Genomic DNA, 19,577 nt, shown 5'->3' on the forward strand with positions numbered 1-19,577 from the left:
TTTACTCTAATGGGAGACAAGTATTCGAAAATAGATAACAAGCCGCCATTAAAGCGACTTGCTAATCAAATAAGATTTAGTTTTTAAGTTGCCGCAGCAGTTATATAGGGATGGTTGTCCCTCAATTGAAAGAGAAGATTATAAATGAGCTGAAGGTTCACTTATCTAACGCTTTAGGAGATCTCTACCCAGATAACGTGAAAAGCTTTTATGTACCGATCATCGCACAAATGATCCATGAGGGTGTCTATCAATGGGTAACAGGAAATAATACTATAAATCAACAAGAAGTCGCCGAGAGAATTTCATCATTAGTCATAAGCGGGCTGCAATCGTGAGTTAAAATCAGAAGAGTCTTCAGACCTTTCCGCTGCCTGACACTAAGGGGCCGAGTTCGTCATTTTATAGATGACCTCGGCCCCTTGTGATACAGCGTATTATCTGTCTGTGCAACACATCAATCGTTTACACATTCCCCAGAAGATTTAATTGCCAAGACACGCCAAATTGATCCGCCACCCAGCCAAATTTCGAACTGAATGGATATTCACCTAGTGGCATGAGCACCTGTCCACCCTGGGATAATGCTTCATAAACGCGGTCAATTTCAGCTTCACTTTCACAATTCACATATAAGGATACCGCTGGAGTAAAGGTGAATCCATGCTTCACGTAGCTATCTATACACATAAAAACTTGTCCATGTAATGAAAAAGTAGCCTGCATGACACTCCCTTCAGGGCCTGCTTCATTTGCTCCATAACGTTTAATACTGATGATTTCGGAGTGATCAAATAAAGAAGTATAGAAATTCATAGCTTCTTCAGCCTTCCCTTCGAACATTAGAAAAGTCATTATCTTTTGATTCAGTTCCTTCATAATCGTCCAGCTCCTTACAGTCATTTTATACAGATCATCTCATATCATTAACGCTTTCGTAAACTTTCAAACGGGCATATGCAGTTTCGAGAATGGGATACATAACTTGTCCAGGTACAGCCATCGCCATCGCCAAAAGTGCACCATGCAGATGCTCAGCTTCCACTGGCAGATGTTTTAGCATATCCCTATGCATAGAGGAGGTAAATTCGGGCAGGACCGAATCCATCTTTTGCATCGTTACCGACACCATATCTGGTCCAACAGGCATACCTGCACTTTGCGCTATGCTCACGATCTCATTCAGAAGCTGCTCATAAATAGCACGAGCTGTAGGTGAGGCTAAAATAGGTCCAACCGAGCTATCCATTAAAGTTGTAATCCCGCTTAAACTAGCTACGAATATATATTTCTGCCACACTTCGCGTTGAATATCAGAACTTAATATCACAGTGAATCCTGCTTTATCCAAATGGCTGAGAAGTATCTGCATCCGTTCTGACTCCCCACCCGCCCATTCACCAAACACAATACTATGGAAAGAACTACTTTGTATGATAGCTCCATTCGAATCTAACGTTGTTTCGATATAACAAAGACCACCCAATACCTTTTCTGCTCCAAAATGCTTGTGCATAATACCAAAATGATTATGACCATTGAGGAGCGGGAGAATCATTGTATGTTCACCGACGAAAGGGGTTAGATCCATCATCACCTGAGGCAAATGATAGGCCTTCACTGCAATAATAATACAGTCAAAAGGCTCTGCCTTCTCCCCGTATGTAATCGTCCGAACGGGAGTCTGAAAGTCACCATGCACACTTTTTATTGCCAGACCCTCATCTTCTAACTGCTTTTGTTTAGTAGAACGGACTAGAAAAGTTACATCTTCCCCTTTTTGAACTAGACGCCCTCCAAAATAACCACCAATAGCTCCTGCACCCACGAATAGAAAACGCATGTAAGTCTCCCCTTTTTCACCTTATTTTAAACAAATAAAAAGACCGCTTAGCTTATCCGCTAAACAGGTCCGAATGGCAAAAAAAGAGTCAAGTATCGACCGTTCTTTTGTCTCGGTCCATACGGATCTGAGCAAAATCCAACGAGTTCACCTCCATGGCTACAATTAAATTACTATTCATAAATCTGATCCAACTAGAGCACCATTCGATTCTATCGATACAGCCTCCCTGGAAAGTATAACAAAAGAAAACCTTAAAGCCTAGTTTTAATCCATAACTTGGAGATGTCCAAAAACCCGAAGGAACCGGTGTGCAGACCAAACAGGCTTTGATTTAGCTGAGCTTTTTTATTCATATGACAGCCATGCAGCACCCAATAATTGTCTCGTAAAATTCCCTCCGCTTGATTCAGCAGCTTCACCCGTTCATCCTTTGGAGATTCTGTGAAAGGACCTAACACCTTTGAAAACAATGAAATCTGGTCCTCTCTAAGCAAAGAAAATAAATAATTAGATTTATTATTAAAGTAGTTAATCATTCCCCATTGCCAATCGTCTTCTAAAACCTCTTCAGCAAGCTGGATCTCGGCTGTTGTCTGTATATGATCTGCCTTAAACTCATTGAAAAAGTATAACTCAATTTGCAAACCTACGGAGGCAGCGCGTGTTTGGAGCCATAACGCTTCTTCTCGTTCTTCTTTTTTATCCTTAGTTGCTAAAGTAATGACTTCTCCCTGATACCCATTTTCCGCTAAAAGCGCTCGGGCATGTTCCAAAGTTGGATCTAAAAGCTCTCTCTTACTGCTCTCCCATGGCAAAAAGCTATCTGCTGGAGTGATACGATTGCCACCCAACTCTTTTATTAAAGCCGTTCGACTGTAAAGGATACGGATCACTTGACGAAACCATAGCTGCTGATGAATTCCCTCTCTATGAAAATTAAACAGAATATATCTACAGCCTAAGGCCGGGTAATCTATACTGTGATTGCTGATGATATCAGGTAAAAGTTCTCCATGTTCAGGATCTGGCAGCTGGTATTGGCGTTCATTAGAAGCCTCTTTTGGCAAATACCAAATCTCAACACGATCCAGGAGCGGCCGAATTCCGAAATAAAAATCAAAAGCTGCGAGCACCAAAACATCCTCATTCAGATCCATTAAACGGTAAGGACCTGTACCGCTCACTTCACTAGTGATGTCTATATCGTATGGGAGTATGGACATGTGAATGCAACTAAACAGATGCAGAAAAAAGAGATTTGGACGAGACAGATCAAACCGGATTCGATGATCTCCTTCAACCTCTACTCGTTCGATATCCTTATAAAGGTTCACCGCAGGGCTGTTCAAGTCAATAAGCCGTTGGAGCGTCTCTTTTACATCTCTCGAGGTCATAATTCTTCCGTGATGAAAGCGTACCCCCTTGCGGAGGTAAAAAATATAACTTGTATGCTCCTCATTAGCTTCCCACATATGGGCCAAACCAGGAAGAAAGGCATCGGTCGTTGCGTCATAAGTAACTAGTGTGCTATAGATCTGACCCAGCAAATAGGATTCAAAAGCGGTGTATACATAAGCAGGGTCCAGTACTTCCTTATGCCGGTTACGGGTAATCCGCAGGACGTCCAGCCCTGAGGTTGACTCTGCTTCACTACGGAAACCCATCTGTTTATTTAACATCGTTAACAATCGTTCCTTTAAGGGTCCGGTCACCTGATCGCTGCTCATCAATTCGATAGCTTCTTTTATCTTGCCTTTACTGACTAACTCCTGAAAGCTATCCTCGAACACCTCATCAATACTTTTTAAAAAAGTAAGTTGAGAGATATGCCCCCTGCCTCTCCCCGGCTGCCATAGAATATATTCCTGCTCTTCCAGTTTCCGCAGAACGAATTTAACATTGCGTGGAGTGCAAATTAGGATCGAAGCCAATAAATCTATCGTCACAGGAACAGGTTCATTCACTTTGAACGAACTAGTAACGCTTGCTGCTAAACATAAAAAATGATTACTTATCTGGTCCAAATGGTTCACTCCTTTAAAGGTGAAACGGTCAATGTATTTCTTACACTTTTCCTTCCCCCTTTTATCATTATAATTATACATAAATCAACAATGAATATGCAGCAACAATATTAGAGCAATAAGGAGATCGTAATCATTATGAAACAGCATCTAAGGCACATTCACCCTCTAGCCTGGACAATTATCATCGGCACTATGTTCGGACGTCTGGTGACCTCGATGAGCATCCCATTCTTATCCATTTATCTGACCCAAGTTCTCGGAGCTTCCCCGACACAAACAGGGATTACGGTCGCGGTTAGCTCGCTGGCAGGCGTATTGGCTAGTTTCTATGGCGGTTATATTTCTGATATTGTTGGCCGCAAAATTGTGATGTTAATCTCGGTATTTGGCTGGGCAGCCGTCTTCTTCGGATTCTCAGTGGCTCAGCATCTATGGGTATTTTTCTTGGTAAACACCCTAAATGGCTTATGTCGATCAGTATTCGAGCCTACTTCACGGGCACTTTTGTCCGATATTACACCACCCGAGAGCAAGCTGCTTGTCTTTAATCTTAGATATGCAGCAATTAATCTTGGTGTAGTATTTGGTCCGATCATTGGGCTACAGCTCGGCTCTGCGGAATCAACTTTTCCTTTTCTAATCGCCGGAATCGTATATGTTGCATACGGAATTGTATTATTCATGCAATTTAAGGCACATCGTTCAAGCATGCCCGCCCGTACACAAGCTCAAGCACCACGTTTACTCGAAGCTTTGACAATCACAGGAAAAGACCGTGTGTTCCTGCCAGTATTGCTGGGTACAATCTTTTGTGTGTTAGGATACGGTCACTTCGGCTCAACAATGGCTCAATATTTAGCGATGAACACGCATTTCACCAATGGGGGGCAATTGTTCTCCTATATGCTTTCACTGAATGCTATAACCGTGTTAGTGGTGCAGTATCCCATTGTACGTACGGCAAGTAAATTTCCACCGATTGTCCCTTTAATACTTGGGAATATCTGCGTTGCACTTAGTCTTCTCTTAGTGGGGCTTGCTGGTGGTGTGGCTCTACTAATGATCAGTGTAGTTCTGTTCACTATAGGGGAAGTCTTACTCTTTACGATGATGGATATGTTAATCGATCGGATTGCCAAACCTGAAATGAAAGGGACGTACTTTGGTACGATTGGCTTTAATAATTTAGGGAGTGTTATGGCACCTATCTTCGGTGGGGTGTTGTTAGACCATTATGGCGCTCAGAATGGCCTTGCGATCTTTGTGCCGTTGGCTTTAACAACAGCTTTTGGTCTTCCTTTTCTTCTCGTAGCGCACAAAAGACTTGTTGCCAGAGAGAAATTAACACTTGGTATTAAAAATAGAGCAATAAAAGGATGATTTTCCAATTCAATACGTTGTTTATTGGATCATCCTTATTTCGGTTAACATAATCATTATTATGTAAACCAATTATGTGAATTAATTCTTTTAATCAGAAAAGAGGGACCGTATCTTTGCAGAATATGCAATAGCTACGGTCTCTTTTACATAGAAAAAACGGTTAATCATATATTCCCTGAAGAAAACTCAGCTGGCCTTTTACATATTGCCTTAGCTCTAAGGGCTCCATGATTTCGGAATGACCCATTATGCACCAGACATTAGCACATGCACTTTCATAACCAAACATATTCACCTTTAAAATGAATGCATCCCCTTCTTCTCTCATTTCCATGATCTCTAGCTGAGATAAAGAAGACATTGTTCTCTTATCAGCTCTGATCACAACAGGATAGACCTCTTCTTCTTTACACGCTTGCTTAAAAACCTGTCCCTGCTGCTTCCAGTGCTCTTCTAATGAAAAATCCATAGGTATAGAGTACTCTTCTTCCACAAGCTGCGTAGAGACAATTCGCTCACATTTAAACGTTCGGATTTGATTAGCTTCTTCACAGTAGGCTATAAGATACCATTCCTCTTTTTTCACCACAAGACCATAGGGCTGTAATTTCCTGCACGATACTTCTCCGTTAACCTTTTGGTACTTAACCTGTAGTTTCTGAGATCGCCAAACGGCTGTCCGGATAGATTCCAGACAGGGGATTTCTATTCGTTCTGTCCACCAAGGTGTGTCATCGAAATAAAAGCGCTTTTGCGCTTTCTGAATGTCAGGTTGATAAGATGCGGGCAATGTTTTTTCTAATTTCAACAGCGTCGTCTTCAGCTTAAGACCAGATTCAGAATGTCCTCCAGAATAGATGCCCATACCTGTTAAATATAGATTGATTACATCTTCACCATGTAACTGCTTCAGGTTAACTGTATATCCCTCCATTAAGGAGATACCACCATTCGGCCCCGACATAGACAACAAAGGAATTCCAGCTTCAGCTAGTACATCAATATCTCTATAGATTGAACGTACAGAAGTCTCCAAGGCTTGAGCTAGTTCATTGGCCTTCATTTTCCCTCTCGACTCCACTAATAATAAAATAGCAATCAAACGATGCAAGCGCATGGGAACCTCCGAGCTTTTCTTTTTTATCAAGTATACTTCAAAATTCTTGCCATGATGTTGTCAACAATAAGAGGTTATGATTAGTTCATTACATAAAGGGAGCTGAAACATATGAAAATTGCCGTTTTAGGAACAGGGTTCGGAGCTTATCATGCAGAATTATTGACGAAAAATGAGCGTGTAGACAAAGTTATTGTTTATGGTAGAAATGAAGCTAAGCTGCAAAATTTAAAACAAGCGTTAGGCGTTGAGATTACCACAAATATAGAGGATATCATGCTTGATACCACAATTGATGTGATCGATATCTGTCTGCCCGTAACTTTACATAGACAGTTTGCCGTTGAGGCGCTTAAGCATGGAAAACATGTATTCTGTGAAACTCCCGTATGCTTTACCATTGAAGATGCCCTTGCGATGAAGGAAGCAGAACAATTGTATGGCAGACGAATTCTCGTGAACCAATTTATTAAATTTGATCCTGCGTACAAATATTTATACGAAACCACTTCTAATGAGAAATATGGAAAGCTTTTAGCCTTCACCTTAAAAAGAGAAACGTCTCCTCTCTGGGGGGATCTCGGACTTCATTCTATCTCCACAAATCTGATGATTCACGAACTTGATTTTGTAACCTGGCTGCTTGGATCTTTAGAAGAATACTCTGTGTGGGGAACCGATGGTGGACGAAATGAACAAGCTTTAGTACGTACCCATTTTCAGAAAACGAATGTCTCCGCAGAGATCGTTGTATCCTCACAAATGCCAGCTGGTTATCCTTTTTCCGTAGGGTATGAAGCTTATTTTGAACAAGGAAAGCTTGTCTATCAAGAAAGTGACGACATGAACGGAAAGGTTGAAGGATCATTAATTGAATATACCTCTGCAGGTAAACAGCAACTATTGATAGAACAAGCTAATCCTTTTGAAAAGAGTATTACGCATGCTCTCCAATGCTTAGAGGATGGTACTTCATCCATAATCGAGTTAGACCATGCCCTACAAGCTATGGAACTAGCAATAAAAATAGGAAAAAAGCTTGTGTAAACATAGAGGTTGGTGTTAGGTATCCTTTTTCATGGTTTTGTTTGTGGGGGTGTAGAACTTATGGAATTAGTGGATTGTAGCTAGGGTGAGGAATAGGTTTTGATTTTTCTATTGTGAATTTTTCATATGTTGAAATTATAGAACAAAGTAGTAATTTTAGTCCTTTTTGGTAAGCTGTCCTTAGTTCTAGTTTATAAAATGCTGTTATTTCACAGCATTTTGGAGGGATTTCATCCTGGGATTAAGATAGTTCAATTAGAGGTTAAACTAGTCATACGATGGAAATTCTCAAAGATCGTGGTCCCTGCTGATATTGAGGAGGTAATGACCGAGGCAAATAGGGTTTTTAGAATGGCGCCTTATAAAACCAGCGGCAGTCTTGGACTGGAAAATAAAGTCCTATCTTTAATCCACCTCTATTACTCTTCTCATTTAAAGTACACACCTACATCACGTTATTCTGCCCGTTAGCTGAACAGGCTGCCTATGATCTCGGCAGCCTGTTGTCATTGCGCTATCGTGCCCCATTAGCGTAAATAGCGAGATTTATTAAATCTAACGATTAGTTTCAGAAAACTGAATCGATTGGATTGTATCAGTTGATGGGTCAAATTGGATTGATACAAAAACCCCAAACTCATTACCTGCTTTGCTTCTAATCCATAGTTTGAATTTCTCTTCAGACTTTTTAGGTGTTAGTTCAGTACGACCAATGTGCTTATAATCAATTATGACTGCATTGTATCGTTTTTGTGTTTCCTCTACTGCAATTTTGCCCCATTTTGCGTATTCAGGCGCAGCCTCTACTGTAACAGTGGAAAAAATAAGTATCACCAAAAATGATATCAGTATTTTTTTCATAATAACCGCCCATCTGGAGAAGTTTTCAGTAATATCTCCCACTTTATCCAAATGTATTCTTAAACAACTTAATGCCAGCGTGCAGTCTACAACTTTATTTTTTCAATTAATCAAGATCTAGATTTAGGAAAGTCAGATATAATAAAGGGTTCCACATATTATACATGACTAATATGTGGAACCCTTTATGCTTAACTATCGTACTCCATTAGGATTCCTATGGAAGGAATATTTTAAGTCGCATTGTTACTCATGTGGCATCTTGTCCATATCCATATATACAACACACTTTCACTTTTCCTTAAATGCTGATACCTTCATTGTATTGAATTCATCAACTCATAGTAATATTTAGAATCATTAGTCTTATTAAGGTTATACCAGGCGTCTAATGTTTTTGGAGAAAACACATCCAAAGCTTTCAAGATGTGTGCAGAAAATTCCAATGGAGCTATTCCAGATGCTGTGATCAGTTTTCCATCCGTTACAGCAGACTCCATTTTGTAATACTTTTCTCCTGTATAAGTGGGACAGATCATTTTAAGGTATTCCAGATCATTGCTTGTATGCCCACGTGAATTCAGCAATCCTGTCTGGGCAAGTCCCATTGTAGCACCACAAATCGCTGCAACCCATATACCTTCCCTTAAACACCTTTCAGCGATTTTCAAGAGGGGGTGGTGAATAGTTTCTGTCCATGTATTTCCACCAGGTAAAATCAATAGATCTGATCTTTCAATGCTGCACTCATCCAATTTGATGTCAGGCAGTATTTTCAATCCGCCCATTGTAGTTACTGGAGTCTTATCAATTCCCACGGTAACTATTTTTGACGGGACCAGCCCCTTTTTATAATATCTTCCCGATTTCAGTTCGGCAGTTACGTAGCCTATTTCCCAGTCTGCCATTGTGTCAAACACATAAAGATATACCGTATTATTCATTTGCAAGTTCTCCTTATTTTACAATTCATCTAGTGATACCAACCATCGGTAATCAATGATTATCGTCATTATAAAATGACTTCACTGACATCCGCTGTCAGTGAAGTTATTAAAGTTGATAATATTCCATTAACTCCGACACAACACCAACAAGTTTTTCCTTCAAACTCTGTGGTTCGATTACTTGAATGGATTTCCCGTAGGATAAGAGAAAATTAGGAACATAGGTATGAATTGATTTTTCCTCAAGTAAAAAGATTGCTTGATTTGATGTACGCTCTTTCAGATGATGCCCCAAAAACCAATGCAGGCATAAGTCATCCAACGCCTCTGATCTACCTTCGATAATTAAAGCAATCAACCCGTCCTTGCCGACTAAATCAGGTAATAGATTTCGCAAAAAAAATTCTCGAGCCAAAAAAGCTTCGGAACGTTTAAATATGTTTTGAGTACGCTTGATTTGTAAAATCCGTTCTACCCGAAAGCTGCGGATCTCATTTCTCAGATGGCAAAATGCAACAATATACCATTTATTGTTCCAGTAAACCATTCCATAGGGATCTATCACCCTAGTCTTGGGTTGATCATCACGGCGTGTGTGATAATCAATTTCTACAGAGAATTCGTTTGCTACAGCTTGCTCCAATTCCGCTAATACTGGCTGAATAGAAGGGTCTTCCCTACGGTTTATAACTTCAAATCCGGCTAAATGACGGCTGAGAACACTTTCCTGTTCCTCATTCGAATACATTTTCAATTTGGATGTCGCATTACCTAATGCCTCACTCAAAGGGTATCCGGCTTCTTTTGCAAAAACAGCAGCATGAAGAAGTGCTTTTTTTTCTTCAATATCAAATAGCAGAGGTGCTCTGATAAAATTATTCAGTAAGCTATACCCGCCATTATGACCAGTGTCGGATATTATAGGCACTCCACTGGCACTTAGCGCATCAATATACCGATAGACTGTCCTTATATTTATTTCTAACTTTTCGGATATTTGTTTTGCGGTCATTTTAACACCCGAATTCAGCATCCATAGGATTGCCAGCATATTATCGTTTTTTGGCATCACATATACCTCATCTTTTATTAGGATCGCTCAAAATTATTAGCTTTGCGAATCGCCTGCATCCCTTTATTCATCGATCTTCCAGCCTTTCAATCCTCACTTAGCAATCTATAAACAACAATCTGCAATTTTTAACATTGCTGCTCTTAGCTCAACCCAACAATCTACTTTACCACAACTTGTGATACAGTTCACCGCGCTGTTTGTAACGGTAAGTTTTTGGGTCATCCTTTGCAGGATGCTCTTTCTTTGATCCGCTAGGTTCCAATTGACCTAACCGCCGTTCAGGGGACTAAAGAATATACTCAGCATATACATCACCTGGAAGAATGGATATTTCCAGTTCAATAAACTTGAGTGATGCGTATAGACTTTACCAAGTAGACAGTTAATAACGCCTTTACATAAAAACAAACTTACCATGCGTCTGCTCATGAGCAGTAACGCACGGTAAGTTCCATCAATAATAACTCTTTATTTGGTAATATGTTGTATTTTTACGAAAATATCTTCCTTCTTCATTTATTTATGCCGTCATCAGTATTTAAGCTCAATATTCTTCCACATGGTATTCCCATCCTTGTCGAAGCCTGTCATCTCGGTAGCGCTCATCAATTCACCTGTTTTGACTTCAAAGAAAGCGCTCATTCTCAAACTGTCATTCTCACGATTAGGAGAATTCGGCGAGATACCCATAACTCTTAGCAGCAGACGTGTTTTGGAGGAGTTAGGATCAGTATTATACCCGCTGATAGTAAAATGATACCCCTTGATCCAGTCATCTGCTATAGCAGGATTTCCTGGTTTCATCCCCAGTCTCTCAACAGCTTGTTTAACTGCATCGGAAGAATCGATTTGAATATCAGATATCGCGTACTGTCCTTTTACAAGTAAATTCTTATCGTGCTTTTTCACATCAGTCTTAATGGCCATTCCATTATCGATCTTGATATAAATAAAAACATTCCCTTTCTTGCTGCCAAATTCGAGATTCCAAGCATCTCTTGTTCCATCCGAACCATCGGTTCGTTCCTGGGAAACAGAAGTGTCATCCGTGCTTGTTATGTTAATAAGTAATGGCTCTTCTTCCGTCAGCTTATTCGCCTCTGAGTACCCAAGGCGCAGTGCCTCCATCGCGGTTACACTCTTCTTTTCATTGGTTCCCTTATTCGTTATTGTGGCAGCTGGTTTCTCTGTCTCGTTAATCATCTCACTGGTTGTTGTGGCGGCCTGTTCCTCTGATTTGTTAGAAGAGCCGTCGAAAAGAACATTTTTCATACTGAAGAATAGAACGACCATAATCACAATCAATGTAATTGAGGCTATGCTAACATATTTCTTCTTACGCAAGGCTGCTTCTCCTTAGTTAATAAGTATAAGAAACTTTGGTTACGCCATAATTAACTGCTGAAGTAGTATCCGTACTGTCCACACAATGACGATTAAATTTTCCAATTTTTAACACACCAAATCATACAATAATATTTCTTCAAATGCAATTTTTGTCGCATATTTAAAAATAATGGCTATTATTCACATTAACTCGAAACGAAATTGATCCTAGCTCACTGGTTTCAAGGGTTAAACTTGCCCCTATTTATGATACAGTTCACCGAGTATGATCTTAAACTAAGCTGCCCGTAAGCTAAATATGCTAACAGTCATTCCCTCAAATCCTTTGATAGACCTCCGCATAGGAAAACTTAAGTTGTTCTCGCAACTTTTTATTTTCTTCTTCGAGTTCTTCATCTTTCGTTTTAACAACGCAATGATGGCGTCCTTGTTGTTTTCATCCATCTCCCGCTTAATTTGTTTCGGTGTCGGCACTTGAACTTGCTGCTGACGAAGCGATTCAACGCGAACACGTATCTCAGGATTGTCTACCCGGTAAGCACTTTATTATTCAGTCTAATACTTGTTTTCATCGAACGCCAACAGATAATTGCATTTCTCCCCCTCATGCGTTACACTCTTTATATTGACAAATTTGCAGGTCTATATTAAAAAAGGAGGTTAACGCGCCCATGTGCCCCCGTACCAAAGAACAAAATGAGCTCATACGCATGCAGCGCAGAGAACAGATCCTGGACTTCGCCGCGCATACCTACTTCCGTACGGGCGGAAGCTTTGATATTCGCGACGTCGCCCGCGAGGCTGGTCTCGGTTATGGCACGGTATACCATTATTACCCCAACCGGCATTTACTAATAGAAGATGTGCTGAGCAGCGGCTTCGAGCGATGTGAGCAAACCCTGACTCAATGGGCGAACATCAGCCGGGACAACCCTGACGACAGGCAGTTGTTAACGTATTGCAAGACGCTACTCCAGTTGTGGCAGTCAGATGCCCGCGCATATCTCGTCTACAAAATGGCAGCGGAACATTTTACAGGCTTGCCAGAGAAAGATCGGCACCCTGCCAAGAGACGATTCATGGAAAGGCTGTATGTTCCACTCCAATCGACTATGCAGCGTGAAGACGACAGCATCAACCTTATGCTTGCCGTGTTGGTCGGCTGCTGCGGGCTGCACTACTATGCGAGCAATTCCGAGCTGGACATCGATCGAATCGCCCAGCTCGCGATACAAGCCATTACAAAGGAGTCCTGAAACAAACATGGTCATCTTAAAAAGCAAGTATGAAATCGAAGCCATCCGCAAGGCATGCCAGGTTGTGGCCGAATGCCATCGCACAATTGCCCCGCTCATCAAACCGGGCATCACAACGAACGAGATTGAGCGCATATTCGAGGATATTATTTTGAAGCACGGCGCCAAACCATATACGAAGGGCTACAATGGTTATCAATATGCGACCTGTGCCTCCGTCAATGACGTAATTGCACATGGCTTCCCTACAAATAAGCCACTTGAGGAAGGCGATATCGTGACGATCGACACGGTAGCGGAGCTCGACGGCTGGCTCGGCGATTCAGCCTGGAGCTATGCGGTCGGGAAGATCTCACCGGCGGCTGAGAAGCTGATGCGCGTCACGAAGGAGTGCCTTGACCTCGGCATCGCGCAGGCACAGCCCGGCAATCGGCTCGGAGACGTGACGAGCGCAATCCAGCAGCATGCCGAATCGAACAACTTTGGCGTCGTGCGCGACCTTCTCGCTCATGGCATCGGTCGTGACCTGCATGAGGAGCCTACCTATATGCATGTCGGCAAGCCCGGCAAAGGCCCCCGCATCAAGGAAGGCATGGTATTCACGATCGAGCCCATGATCACTGAAGGCACCTACAACATGACAATTGATCAGGACGGCTGGACCGCCCGGACGCTGGACCGCAAACTCGCCGCCCAATACGAGCATACGATCGCCATCACCTCTGAAGGTCCACAAATCCTGACCGCGCAATAGAACAATTAGAAGCCGACCAACGAGAGGGTCGACTTCTTTTTTATTTATTGAGCAGAACTTCTTTCTTCATCCGATACATGTGTGATCTTCTCACATAGGTGGAGAAAACGAATGTCCCGCGGACCGATTGAATTCTTAATGCGAAAAGTATGCTAAACTTAGGAACAACAAAATCCCCCTCAATCTGAGGGGGAGTTCTATTGCAATGCATTACGTTTCTCCTAACATTTCCTACAAACGCTAATGATAGATGAAGATGACGGAGAAAACGGCGTTTTATTCCAGTCAGCATATAGATGTTCGACGCGAAAGCCGTGACGGGTTAATAAAGAATGCAGCGTATTCGGATCCGTGAACCGACAAGCAATTCGGGAAGTCGTTCGTTTATACCCCCAATCACGCATCGTGACCCAATGCATGATATGCTGGCCAGCATCGTAACATTGTGTGCCTGATACCTTGACGTTATTTCCATCCTTATCAATAAATGATCCCCATTCTGTCTCCTCTTGATCGGATAAATCCGTTCCCTCCGGATTACGGGTCTCAAATGCAAAGATTCCATGAGGTTGTAAATGTTTGTGAACGGTCGTGAGCAAATCGCTTTGATCTTGATCACTTAAAAATGCCTGAAATGCATTACCAGTCAAATAAATCATCGAAAATCGCTTGTCCGATTCGAAGGTACGGGCATCACCTTCCATAAAAGTAACAGTCAGCCCTTTCGCCTTCAACCGCGCATATGCAATCATTGCTGAAGAGATATCTACACCGGTCATTGTTATACCGGCTTTCGAGAGGGGGATCGTTGTTAAGCCTGTACCACAAGCAAGTTCTAACACTTCCCCAGGACTCGATCTAGCAAGCTCAAGATAGAACTGATATTTGTCCATTTCACCGTCAAATTCAAGATCGTAATTTACCGGATCTTGAAATTCTTCAAGATTGCTATGTTCAATCAACACCATTCCCCCTTTCATTCCTTGTTATAATATAATCGAAATAAATGCTCATCGACAGCCATCGCGCTTAACAGTATTATTTTACTATTTTTTTGATAACACGTTTGGTGACAAACGGATATAATCAATTTTTATCAAACCTACCACTCCTCGTTAGTTCAACCAAGAACATTCCATTTCATATTTTATAAAATATACTTTCACCATTGAGGAAGGGGCGACAATACTCAGCGCATAATTTGGGCATTCTTTCACGCATCCAGACATGAACATGTACATTCTCCATCTGGAAGACGTAATATCCAATAATAGCGACCAACATTAAACCTTCCAACTGCAGTAGATCATTCGCTGTATTTTCGCACTCTCTGTAGTAACCCTTTAGGAAAGTATCTCTTCGATCGGATGGCAGCATCATAGCTCCCATGGCTACATCAAGTAAGGCATAACCGTTACCGAAAAAGCCAAAATCGATGATGCGCACCTCACCTTCGGTTGTGATGATGATATTACCCATACACAAATCCCCATGAATAAGGTCAGGGCCAGCCTCCCCGCCACGGTCATCTAACCGGGAGTTGATCAATTGCAGCGTTTGTTCAATGACATTAGCATCAGAAGGCGTAAATAAATTCTTTTTCACACCCGAATGAATCACACGGATCATCCGTTCATTATAAGCTTTACCTTGACTCGGTCGAATCTCCATACCTGTATGTTCGTACTGCCGAAAAAAAGTATGCAGTTCTGTTATTTGCGATCCCAGTTCTTTTACCAGTTCAAGATTGTTAACATCATTCATATTCATGTCTCTTCCATCCAGCCAGGTGAGGACGGAGCAGTTTAGCAGTTCACCTTCGTATTCAATGATCGTAATAAGTTCACCCTCATTGTTTCTTACGGGAGTCTGTATTTCGTTGCTGCTCCAGCTTCCCAGCTTCTCAAGCATTTGCAATTCTCCAAGAATGCCGCCGTATGTATGTTGCAGACCTTTCATGTCATCTATAAAAGGGTCATGAATGCGGAGTAAATATGATTTCCCCGTTCTGTCATTAACACGATAGGTTCTGTTCTCGTTATGCCTTAAGAAAATAATCTCAGGCTGTTGGATATCGTACCCGCCTAGTAAGTCCAAAAGCTTCTCGTTCGTCATAAGGACTCCTTTAAAATAGAAGGATTCATTGATTCAATCTTCGTCTGAATCATAAAAATTGAAATCTACTACATTCCAAAAATCATTCAATTCACCTATTGTACTTCTACAACATTTTCGAAATACCCTGCCTATAGCTTGACGAAGCTGCTGGAATGATTTTTCGCGGCAGCTTCGTAGTGAAAGGATATTCAGCTCTCAGTCTCATTAGTCCAACCAAACTCTTTTATTTCTTACTGATAGGCACCCATATTTCGCTTTTAAAATTTGGCGATGTGATATCTTTGTGCTCATTCCAAAGAATTTCAGGCCCTTTAATTAGCTCATATCCCGATGACGGAGCCCATTCCGAATATATTCGCCCCCAGATCTCTTGTAGCGCACTAGGAAAAGAGCCGACGACTGTGAATACAGCCCACATGGAGGCCGCCACTTCCAGCTGATCCAAGCCATTCCATGCGTCTTTCGTAGTGGCAACGCCAATATAATGATCGAACTCTCCTTTTTCCTCCATACGCCCCTCAGAGAAATTTGTAGAGGCGCTTATAAACCCTGAGGGCTCAACATCGGAAAATCTCTTCATCTCATCAATCATTTCCGGCGTCAACCCTTCATACATCGACGCAATCTCCGGATTGACCCCTTGGAAAATGATTGGTACCCGTTTTTTTATGCCCACGATGTGAAAAGATTCTTTGTTTTCAATACGGTAATTCATTTCATTTCCTCCTTTGATAGTCAGCTGAAACGACATCCGAGGGAACGCCTTAAGGGATTGTCCATGGACCCGAGCTTCCGAAGGACTTACCCCATGCATGCTATGGAAAGCCCTAGAAAAGGAATCAGGCGAATTATAACCATATTTCAGAGCGGCATCGATAATTTTGATATTACTTTGTGATAGCTCGAGTGCTGCCAAGGTTAGACGTCGACGCCGGATGTATTCCGACAGAGTAATGCCTGCTAGGAATGAGAACATGCGAGTAAAATGATATTCCGAACAACAGGCTATTTTCACAACCTCCTGATAATAAATTTGATTTGTTAGGTTCTCCTCAATATAGTTTATTGCTTTGTTCAGTTGTACCAGCGTATCCATGACGTTGCCTCCCTCGTTAATTATAGGTTATCAGAGAAGGTTTTTACCTTCCCGACTTTTTCTGCACGATTCTGTAGGGTTTTCATGTTTCGATGAACAGAGACTCGATATGAGGAAGTAAAATTCTTCTCACAAGAAGGACTACTTTTTTTGAATGTCAAGGTCATAGTTAACATAATCATAATTATGTTAACTATGACCTGAAATGACCTGAAGTACGTTCAGCAGTTCGTTTGTCCACTCACTTTCACTGCCTTTTCATAGCAAGCGCAAAACGCTCTATCGTCTCTTTTGACAACCCATTTACGTTCTTATTTTTTCCTTTTACCATCCGCAATACAAACCGATCTAGCAAAGTTAGCTTCTCTTCATAGATCTCATCTCCAAAAACTTCTTTCGTCACCGATTGGTTATATAACACTTCTGGAAATGCAGATTTCAATTCTTGTGAGGCCTCCTCACCTTTTGCTCCTGCACAAATAAACAATCCTACTCGTTTTTTCCCTAGTTCATGTTGATATTTTGCTGTAAAATCAGTCATTTGTTTTTGGATTTTCCCATAATAAATAGAACCTCCCAAGATGACCGTATCATATCGTTCCAGTGTCGGCTCTTTAGCATGCATCAAATTAACTACTTCGGTTTCTTCGCCCAGTTGAGATTTTAATAAATAAGCCGCTTTCTCCGCACACCCATATTTCGAGGTAAACATAATTATTGTCTTCATTCTAATCGCTCCCTTCCACTCGCTGGTCACTTATTATCTTAAGGGTTCACGTACATGCTTTAACAAAATAACCATACAAGCAGCAATAGCTAAAGCCATCGTCGGAAAAATTACACACTCGGCTATAGACACAACCACACCGCTATAGATCATTGCCGCCAGCATTGCCGTAATTGCTAGCAGTAAGGTAACTCCTTTGAAAACAACGACAGTTGCCAGTAGGTACCCAAAAGGTTGTCTACGAATGACCATAATCCCCGTTACAATTGCTAATGGGACCAAGATCGCAAGATCCAAAACTTGAATTACCAACGTACTATAGTGCTCTAGCCCTTGTGGCGGTATTCCCCCCAGTAGTGAATTCAGTATTTTCCCTAGCCAGAGAAATAAAATCATAAAAGCAATAACCATTAGTGAAAAGCCGATTCCTTTAGAAGGTAAACTGTTTTTAAAGTAAGTATGTATGGATTCTTTATCGAAAGAAAATAAGGCTAGGATGAATGCGAAAAAACTTAAAGAAAACAACAGCACATAAACTAAAAACAATGAATTGTACATCGTCAGAAAGCTGTAGGATGCGTAAGTATATAAAAAGTACCCCAGAGTGCCCGTAAGGAGCATCCTCCCCTTTATCGAGCCTTTAATTGTCATGATGAGCGAACTGAGCAGTAAAGGTATGGCAAGAAATAATGTAACTCCATCCTGTGCTTTAGCTTGTGCCGCCGCAGAGACAGAATCATGGCTGTACACTCCTGACCCCTGAAGCTTTACATCCTCGCCCCATATTGACGTAAAAGTATATTTTGTTCCATCACTTATCCCATCTGAAAACAACCCAACCGCTGTTGCAAACACTGCAATAACCGAAATCAACACCGACAGCACTACGACTTTCCTTATATGTTTTATAACAACCTCCCCCTCCCTTCATGAAAATATTTAGATTTTACCTGGAGGCAATAGCAACCATTGAATCCAAATGACATGAAATCAGAGCTTCGACCTGATCATCAGGCAGATCTTTTTCGACAAGCAAACGCATAATTAAACCGAACGCTGCACTCCATATCACCTGAGCAGTGAGTTCTACGAAAGCTTCCTCACGGTTTTTCTGTGCTTCAAATCTGAACAGGCCCTGGCAGAGCATCCCAATCGCTTTACGCTCCTGTGCTGCTCCTCTAAATAGAACAGCTGTGTAACTAAGAACAGCCGGCGTATCGTTTAGCATGACATTCCGGTATTCTACACCCGTGGAAAGAGACATCCTGATGAACTTCTCCAATGATCGTTTTAAAAGTGTATCTGGAGGTAATTCCTGCTGTACCTCTTGTTGCACAGACTGAAGCTCAGTAAGCATATCCGTATATTTTTGTTGCAAATAGTTCTCGATAATCTCTTCTTTGCCTTTAAAATAATGATAAATAATTCCCGGTGAATATTCGATTTTCTCAGCGATTTTTCGGATAGAGAGCTTCTCTATTCCCTCTTCAGCAATCAATAAAGCTGCATTTTGCAGGATTAGATTCCTCATTTCTTCACGCTCACGTACTTTTCGTTGTTCTTTAGTCATAAATTTGTCTCCTCATGTGTTGAACACTGTTTAATCTTTGAACACTGTTTAATATATGTTTTGGATTAGTATTATGTCAATATCCTTAGTCACATGTATTCCCCTCCTCCAATGTACATATCTGGACATAAAAAATCCGCCAGTCATTTAGACTGACGGAACCTTTAATTTGTGAAGTTAAAGGATTACAGACAGAGGGTTTTAGTAATGATAACCAACAGGATAAACAGAACCAGAATAGCTCCTGTGGAAGTGAAACCACCGTATCCTCCTGCAAATTCGCCCATTGTTGACTCCTCCTTTGTAATTGAGTACATCATAAGATATGCAATATTGCCCTCACTGACTGGGTATTTTGAACACAAAAAATAAACCAACGACCCTTTTTATGGTGAATGGTTTTAAT

20 protein-coding genes and 1 pseudogene are annotated in these 19,577 nt (G+C 41.3%); 5 read left to right on the forward strand and 16 right to left on the reverse strand.

Annotated features, from left to right (window positions below; genetic code table 11):
• Window positions 1–110: 110 nt before the first annotated feature.
• Window positions 111–338 (forward strand): hypothetical protein, encoded by a 228-nt coding sequence (locus PODO_RS31715; RefSeq protein ID WP_052097076.1) that lies wholly within the window; start codon window positions 111–113, stop codon window positions 336–338.
• 127 nt (window positions 339–465) lie between these two features.
• Here PODO_RS31715 and PODO_RS16060 read toward each other — a convergent pair whose 3' ends face one another.
• From PODO_RS16060 to PODO_RS16070, 3 genes are all read right to left on the reverse strand, one after another.
• Window positions 466–879: a VOC family protein gene (locus PODO_RS16060; RefSeq protein WP_038571468.1), complete on the reverse strand. Its 414-nt coding sequence runs from the start codon at window positions 877–879 to the stop codon at window positions 466–468.
• 34 nt (window positions 880–913) lie between these two features.
• On the reverse strand, window positions 914–1,843 hold the full coding sequence (locus PODO_RS16065; protein ID WP_038571470.1) for a ketopantoate reductase family protein: 930 nt from the start codon (window positions 1,841–1,843) through the stop codon (window positions 914–916).
• Window positions 1,844–2,097: 254 nt separating this feature from the next.
• Window positions 2,098–3,870 carry an ABC transporter substrate-binding protein gene (locus PODO_RS16070; RefSeq protein ID WP_038571473.1) on the reverse strand — a complete coding sequence of 591 codons (1,773 nt, stop codon included), beginning with the start codon at window positions 3,868–3,870 and terminating at the stop codon, window positions 2,098–2,100.
• A gap of 138 nt (window positions 3,871–4,008) precedes the next feature.
• On the opposite strand from PODO_RS16070, the gene PODO_RS16075 reads away from it, so the two are divergent.
• The gene (locus tag PODO_RS16075) at window positions 4,009–5,253 is read left to right on the forward strand and encodes an MDR family MFS transporter (protein WP_036687590.1); all 1,245 of its coding nucleotides are present in this window, start codon (window positions 4,009–4,011) and stop codon (window positions 5,251–5,253) included.
• A 163-nt stretch (window positions 5,254–5,416) separates the two neighbouring features.
• On the opposite strand, the gene PODO_RS16080 is transcribed toward PODO_RS16075, so the two are convergent.
• Window positions 5,417–6,373 carry a helix-turn-helix transcriptional regulator gene (locus PODO_RS16080; protein WP_038571476.1) on the reverse strand — a complete coding sequence of 319 codons (957 nt, stop codon included), beginning with the start codon at window positions 6,371–6,373 and terminating at the stop codon, window positions 5,417–5,419.
• 111 nt (window positions 6,374–6,484) lie between these two features.
• On the opposite strand from PODO_RS16080, the gene PODO_RS16085 reads away from it, so the two are divergent.
• The gene (locus PODO_RS16085) at window positions 6,485–7,420 is read left to right on the forward strand and encodes a Gfo/Idh/MocA family protein (RefSeq protein WP_038571480.1); all 936 of its coding nucleotides are present in this window, start codon (window positions 6,485–6,487) and stop codon (window positions 7,418–7,420) included.
• A 555-nt stretch (window positions 7,421–7,975) separates the two neighbouring features.
• Here PODO_RS16085 and PODO_RS16090 read toward each other — a convergent pair.
• From PODO_RS16090 to PODO_RS31950, 5 genes and pseudogenes are all read right to left on the reverse strand, one after another.
• On the reverse strand, window positions 7,976–8,323 hold the full coding sequence (locus PODO_RS16090) for a DUF3889 domain-containing protein (RefSeq protein ID WP_244886519.1): 348 nt from the start codon (window positions 8,321–8,323) through the stop codon (window positions 7,976–7,978).
• A gap of 275 nt (window positions 8,324–8,598) precedes the next feature.
• Entirely contained in the window at window positions 8,599–9,225 is a 627-nt protein-coding gene (locus PODO_RS16095; RefSeq protein WP_036687597.1) for a type 1 glutamine amidotransferase family protein, read from the reverse strand.
• A gap of 109 nt (window positions 9,226–9,334) precedes the next feature.
• On the reverse strand, window positions 9,335–10,297 hold the full coding sequence (locus tag PODO_RS16100) for a helix-turn-helix transcriptional regulator (RefSeq protein ID WP_038571488.1): 963 nt from the start codon (window positions 10,295–10,297) through the stop codon (window positions 9,335–9,337).
• A 537-nt stretch (window positions 10,298–10,834) separates the two neighbouring features.
• The gene (locus PODO_RS16105) at window positions 10,835–11,647 is read right to left on the reverse strand and encodes a hypothetical protein (RefSeq protein ID WP_038571491.1); all 813 of its coding nucleotides are present in this window, start codon (window positions 11,645–11,647) and stop codon (window positions 10,835–10,837) included.
• Between the two features lie 319 nt (window positions 11,648–11,966).
• Window positions 11,967–12,169: pseudogene (locus tag PODO_RS31950) on the reverse strand (DUF6262 family protein); the annotation flags it as partial.
• 152 nt (window positions 12,170–12,321) lie between these two features.
• Here PODO_RS31950 and PODO_RS16115 point away from each other — a divergent pair.
• Together PODO_RS16115 and map are read left to right on the forward strand one after the other, a co-directional pair.
• A complete protein-coding gene (locus tag PODO_RS16115; protein WP_036687602.1) occupies window positions 12,322–12,906 on the forward strand; it encodes a TetR/AcrR family transcriptional regulator in 585 nt (194 codons plus the stop codon).
• Between the two features lie 7 nt (window positions 12,907–12,913).
• A complete protein-coding gene (map, locus tag PODO_RS16120) occupies window positions 12,914–13,660 on the forward strand; it encodes a type I methionyl aminopeptidase (protein WP_038571494.1) in 747 nt (248 codons plus the stop codon).
• 221 nt (window positions 13,661–13,881) lie between these two features.
• Here the strand turns inward: map and PODO_RS16125 are convergent, their stop codons facing one another.
• The 7 genes from PODO_RS16125 to PODO_RS31720 all read right to left on the reverse strand — a co-directional run bounded on the left by PODO_RS16125 (window position 13,882) and on the right by PODO_RS31720 (window position 19,458).
• Entirely contained in the window at window positions 13,882–14,622 is a 741-nt protein-coding gene (locus tag PODO_RS16125) for a class I SAM-dependent DNA methyltransferase (protein ID WP_080742510.1), read from the reverse strand.
• 178 nt (window positions 14,623–14,800) lie between these two features.
• A complete protein-coding gene (locus PODO_RS16130; RefSeq protein WP_038571496.1) occupies window positions 14,801–15,775 on the reverse strand; it encodes a phosphotransferase enzyme family protein in 975 nt (324 codons plus the stop codon).
• 226 nt (window positions 15,776–16,001) lie between these two features.
• Window positions 16,002–16,874 (reverse strand): AraC family transcriptional regulator, encoded by an 873-nt coding sequence (locus PODO_RS16135; protein ID WP_038571499.1) that lies wholly within the window; start codon window positions 16,872–16,874, stop codon window positions 16,002–16,004.
• Between the two features lie 247 nt (window positions 16,875–17,121).
• Entirely contained in the window at window positions 17,122–17,601 is a 480-nt protein-coding gene (locus PODO_RS16140; protein WP_038571502.1) for a flavodoxin domain-containing protein, read from the reverse strand.
• 33 nt (window positions 17,602–17,634) lie between these two features.
• Window positions 17,635–18,486 (reverse strand): hypothetical protein, encoded by an 852-nt coding sequence (locus PODO_RS16145; protein ID WP_052097078.1) that lies wholly within the window; start codon window positions 18,484–18,486, stop codon window positions 17,635–17,637.
• Window positions 18,487–18,547: 61 nt separating this feature from the next.
• Entirely contained in the window at window positions 18,548–19,171 is a 624-nt protein-coding gene (locus PODO_RS16150) for a TetR/AcrR family transcriptional regulator (RefSeq protein ID WP_038571504.1), read from the reverse strand.
• A gap of 185 nt (window positions 19,172–19,356) precedes the next feature.
• Window positions 19,357–19,458: a sporulation protein YjcZ gene (locus PODO_RS31720; RefSeq protein WP_197069683.1), complete on the reverse strand. Its 102-nt coding sequence runs from the start codon at window positions 19,456–19,458 to the stop codon at window positions 19,357–19,359.
• Between the last annotated feature and the right edge of the window lie 119 nt (window positions 19,459–19,577).

It is taken from the genome of Paenibacillus odorifer (assembly GCF_000758725.1).
Taxonomy (GTDB): Bacteria; Bacillota; Bacilli; order Paenibacillales; family Paenibacillaceae; genus Paenibacillus_AQ; species Paenibacillus_AQ odorifer.